This window comes from Nocardia acididurans (assembly GCF_016741815.1).
In the GTDB taxonomy this organism is placed as follows: Bacteria; Actinomycetota; Actinomycetes; order Mycobacteriales; family Mycobacteriaceae; genus Nocardia; species Nocardia acididurans.
Genome location: NZ_JAERRJ010000038.1, coordinates 1 through 4,384, shown reverse-complemented (window position 1 = coordinate 4,384; position 4,384 = coordinate 1). Strand labels below are relative to the sequence as shown.

Sequence of the window (4,384 nt, the reverse complement as noted above, 5' to 3'; positions counted from 1 at the left end):
GGTGAGAAACCTCATCTTGGAACAGGCTTCCCGCTTAGATGCTTTCAGCGGTTATCCCTTCCGAACGTAGCAAACCAGCCGTGCTCCTGGCGGAACAACTGGCACACCAGAGGTTCGTCCGTCCCGGTCCTCTCGTACTAGGGACAGCCTTCCTCAAGTTTCTGACGCGCGCGGCGGATAGAGACCGAACTGTCTCACGACGTTCTAAACCCAGCTCGCGTGCCGCTTTAATGGGCGAACAGCCCAACCCTTGGGACCTACTCCAGCCCCAGGATGCGACGAGCCGACATCGAGGTGCCAAACCATCCCGTCGATATGGACTCTTGGGGAAGATCAGCCTGTTATCCCCGGGGTACCTTTTATCCGTTGAGCGACACCGCTTCCACTTGCCGGTGCCGGATCACTAGTCCCGACTTTCGTCCCTGCTCGACCTGTCGGTCTCACAGTCAAGCTCCCTTGTGCACTTGCACTCGACACCTGATTGCCAACCAGGCTGAGGGAACCTTTGGGCGCCTCCGTTACATTTTGGGAGGCAACCGCCCCAGTTAAACTACCCACCAGGCACTGTCCCTGAACCCGATCAGGGTCCGAGGTTAGAGGTCCAATACGATCAGAGTGGTATTTCAACGACGACTCCACAAACACTGGCGTGCCTGCTTCACAGTCTCCCACCTATCCTACACAAACCGTACCGAACACCAATACCAAGCTATAGTGAAGGTCCCGGGGTCTTTTCGTCCTGCCGCGCGTAACGAGCATCTTTACTCGTACTGCAATTTCGCCGAGTCTGTGGTTGAGACAGCAGAGAAGTCGTTACGCCATTCGTGCAGGTCGGAACTTACCCGACAAGGAATTTCGCTACCTTAGGATGGTTATAGTTACCACCGCCGTTTACCGGGGCTTAAATTCTCAGCTTCGCACCCGAAGGCGCTAACCGGTCCTCTTAACCTTCCGGCACCGGGCAGGCGTCAGTCCGTATACATCGTCTTACGACTTCGCACGGACCTGTGTTTTTAGTAAACAGTCGCTTCTCTCTGGTCTCTGCGACCCCAACCAGCTCACGGAGTAAATCCGGTCACCAGCCGAGGTCCCCCTTCTCCCGAAGTTACGGGGGCATTTTGCCGAGTTCCTTAACCACAGTTCTCTCGATCGCCTCGGTATTCTCTACCTGACCACCTGTGTCGGTTTGGGGTACGGGCCGTGTATCAACTCACTAGAGGCTTTTCTCGGCAGCATAGGATCACTGAATTCGCCTCAATCGGCTACGCATCACCTCTCAGGATATGTGCGGTGCGGATTTGCCTACACCACTCCCTACAGGCTTACACCAGGTATTCCATCACCTGGCCCAGCTACCTTCCTGCGTCACCCCATCGCTTGACTACTACACCCAGGGTCCCGTGCAGCCGTTCCCCTTCCACCCGAAGGTGGATTAAGGAACTTTTGGACGGTTAGCACAGATGATTCGCCATTGGGCGCGGATACACGGGTACGGGAATATCAACCCGTTGTCCATCGACTACGCCTGTCGGCCTCGCCTTAGGTCCCGACTCACCCTGGGCGGATTAACCTGGCCCAGGAACCCTTGGTCATTCGGCGGACGAGTTTCTCACTCGTCTTTCGCTACTCATGCCTGCATTCTCACTCGCGCAGCCTCCACGGCTGGATCACTCCGCCGCTTCCCTGGCTACACGACGCTCCCCTACCCATCCGCACTCCTGGCTCGAAAGCAAGATATATGTGCGAATGCCGCGGCTTCGGCGGTGTACTTGAGCCCCGCTACATTGTCGGCGCAGAATCACTTGACCAGTGAGCTATTACGCACTCTTTCAAGGGTGGCTGCTTCTAAGCCAACCTCCTGGTTGTCTTCGCGACTCCACATCCTTTTCCACTTAGTACACGCTTAGGGGCCTTAGCCGGCGATCTGGGCTGTTTCCCTCTCGACTATGAAGCTTATCCCCCACAGTCTCACTGCCGCGCTCTCACTCACCGGCATTCGGAGTTTGGCTGACTTCGGTAAGCTTGTGGGCCCCCTAGGCCATCCAGTAGCTCTACCTCCGGTGAGAAACACGCGACGCTGCACCTAAATGCATTTCGGGGAGAACCAGCTATCACGGAGTTTGATTGGCCTTTCACCCCTACCCACAGCTCATCCCCTCAGTTTTCAACCTAAGTGGGTTCGGGCCTCCACGACGTCTTACCGTCGCTTCACCCTGGCCATGGGTAGATCACTCCGCTTCGGGTCCATAGTGTGCGACTGGTTCGCCCTATTCGGACTCGCTTTCGCTACGGCTACCCCACACGGGTTAACCTCGCCACACACCGATGACTCGCAGGCTCATTCTTCAAAAGGCACGCCATCACTGAACAAGTCAGCTCTGACGGATTGTAAGCGCACGGTTTCAGGTACTATTTCACTCCCCTCCCGGGGTACTTTTCACCTTTCCCTCACGGTACTAGTCCGCTATCGGTCACCAGGTAGTATTCAGGCTTATCGGGTGGTCCCGACAGATTCACAGCAGATTTCACGGGCCCGCTGCTACTCGGGTGCCTACTACACAAGCCGTTGAGTTTTCGTCTACAGGACTCTCACCCTCTACGGTTGGCCGTCCCAGACCAATTCGACTAACACAACGGTTTCTTACTTGTGCCCAACTCGGCAGAATTGAGTAAGTAGGTCCCACAACCCCGACTATGCAACGACTGCCGTCTATCACACATAATCGGTTTAGCCTCTTCCGCTTTCGCTCGCCACTACTCACGGAATCACTGTTGTTTTCTCTTCCTGTGGGTACTGAGATGTTTCACTTCCCCACGTTCCCTCCACACGCCCTATATATTCAGACGCGGGTAACACGACATCACTCGTGCTGGGTTTCCCCATTCGGAAATCCTCGGATCTCAGCTCGGTTGACAGCTCCCCGAGGCTTATCGCAGCCTCCTACGTCCTTCATCGGCTCCTGGTGCCAAGGCATCCACCGTACGCTCTTACACACTTACTAACAAAGATGCTCGCGTCCACTGTGCAGTTCTCAAACAACACACCCACCAGAACTTGATTCAAGGATCTGCACCCCTCCGGGGCCGATATCTCATGAGATCCTGGCGGATCGTTTTTTGCCTGGAAAGAACGTCTGTTCTTTCAGGACCCAACAGTGTGTCGATATATCAACCGCTTTCGCGGGAGAGCTTGTCAGCGTTCCACCCATGAGCTCCGTGGTCCCACGTTCGGGGACTCAAACGGCTCTGGCACAACGAAGTTCGACTCTTCGAGTTCGTTGAGCAGATGCTCCTTAGAAAGGAGGTGATCCAGCCGCACCTTCCGGTACGGCTACCTTGTTACGACTTCGTCCCAATCGCCAATCCCACCTTCGACGGCTCCCTCCCACGAGGGGTTAGGCCACCGGCTTCGGGTGTTACCGACTTTCATGACGTGACGGGCGGTGTGTACAAGGCCCGGGAACGTATTCACCGCAGCGTTGCTGATCTGCGATTACTAGCGACTCCAACTTCACGGGGTCGAGTTGCAGACCCCGATCCGAACTGAGACCGGCTTTAAGGGATTCGCTCCACCTCACGGTATCGCAGCCCTCTGTACCGGCCATTGTAGCATGTGTGAAGCCCTGGACATAAGGGGCATGATGACTTGACGTCGTCCCCACCTTCCTCCGAGTTGACCCCGGCAGTCTCTCACGAGTCCCCGCCATTACGCGCTGGCAACATAAGATAAGGGTTGCGCTCGTTGCGGGACTTAACCCAACATCTCACGACACGAGCTGACGACAGCCATGCACCACCTGTACACCGACCACAAGGGGGGCCGTATCTCTACGGCTTTCCGGTGTATGTCAAACCCAGGTAAGGTTCTTCGCGTTGCATCGAATTAATCCACATGCTCCGCCGCTTGTGCGGGCCCCCGTCAATTCCTTTGAGTTTTAGCCTTGCGGCCGTACTCCCCAGGCGGGGTACTTAATGCGTTAGCTACGGCACGGATCCCGTGGAAGGAAACCCACACCTAGTACCCACCGTTTACGGCGTGGACTACCAGGGTATCTAATCCTGTTCGCTACCCACGCTTTCGCTTCTCAGCGTCAGTTACTTCCCAGAGACCCGCCTTCGCCACCGGTGTTCCTCCTGATATCTGCGCATTTCACCGCTACACCAGGAATTCCAGTCTCCCCTGAAGTACTCTAGTCTGCCCGTATCGACTGCAGGCTCACAGTTGAGCTGTGAGTTTTCACAATCGACGCGACAGACCGCCTACAAGCTCTTTACGCCCAGTAATTCCGGACAACGCTCGCACCCTACGTATTACCGCGGCTGCTGGCACGTAGTTGGCCGGTGCTTCTTCTACAGGTACCGTCACTTGCGCTTCGTCCCTGTC

The 4,384-nt window shown here is 56.0% G+C and carries 2 rRNA genes; both read right to left on the bottom strand.

Features of this window, described 5'->3' with window-relative positions:
* Positions 1-3,002, bottom strand: a 23S ribosomal RNA gene (locus tag JK358_RS38660); the annotation flags it as partial.
* A gap of 295 nt (positions 3,003-3,297) precedes the next feature.
* Positions 3,298-4,384: ribosomal RNA gene (locus tag JK358_RS38655) — 16S ribosomal RNA — on the bottom strand; the annotation flags it as partial.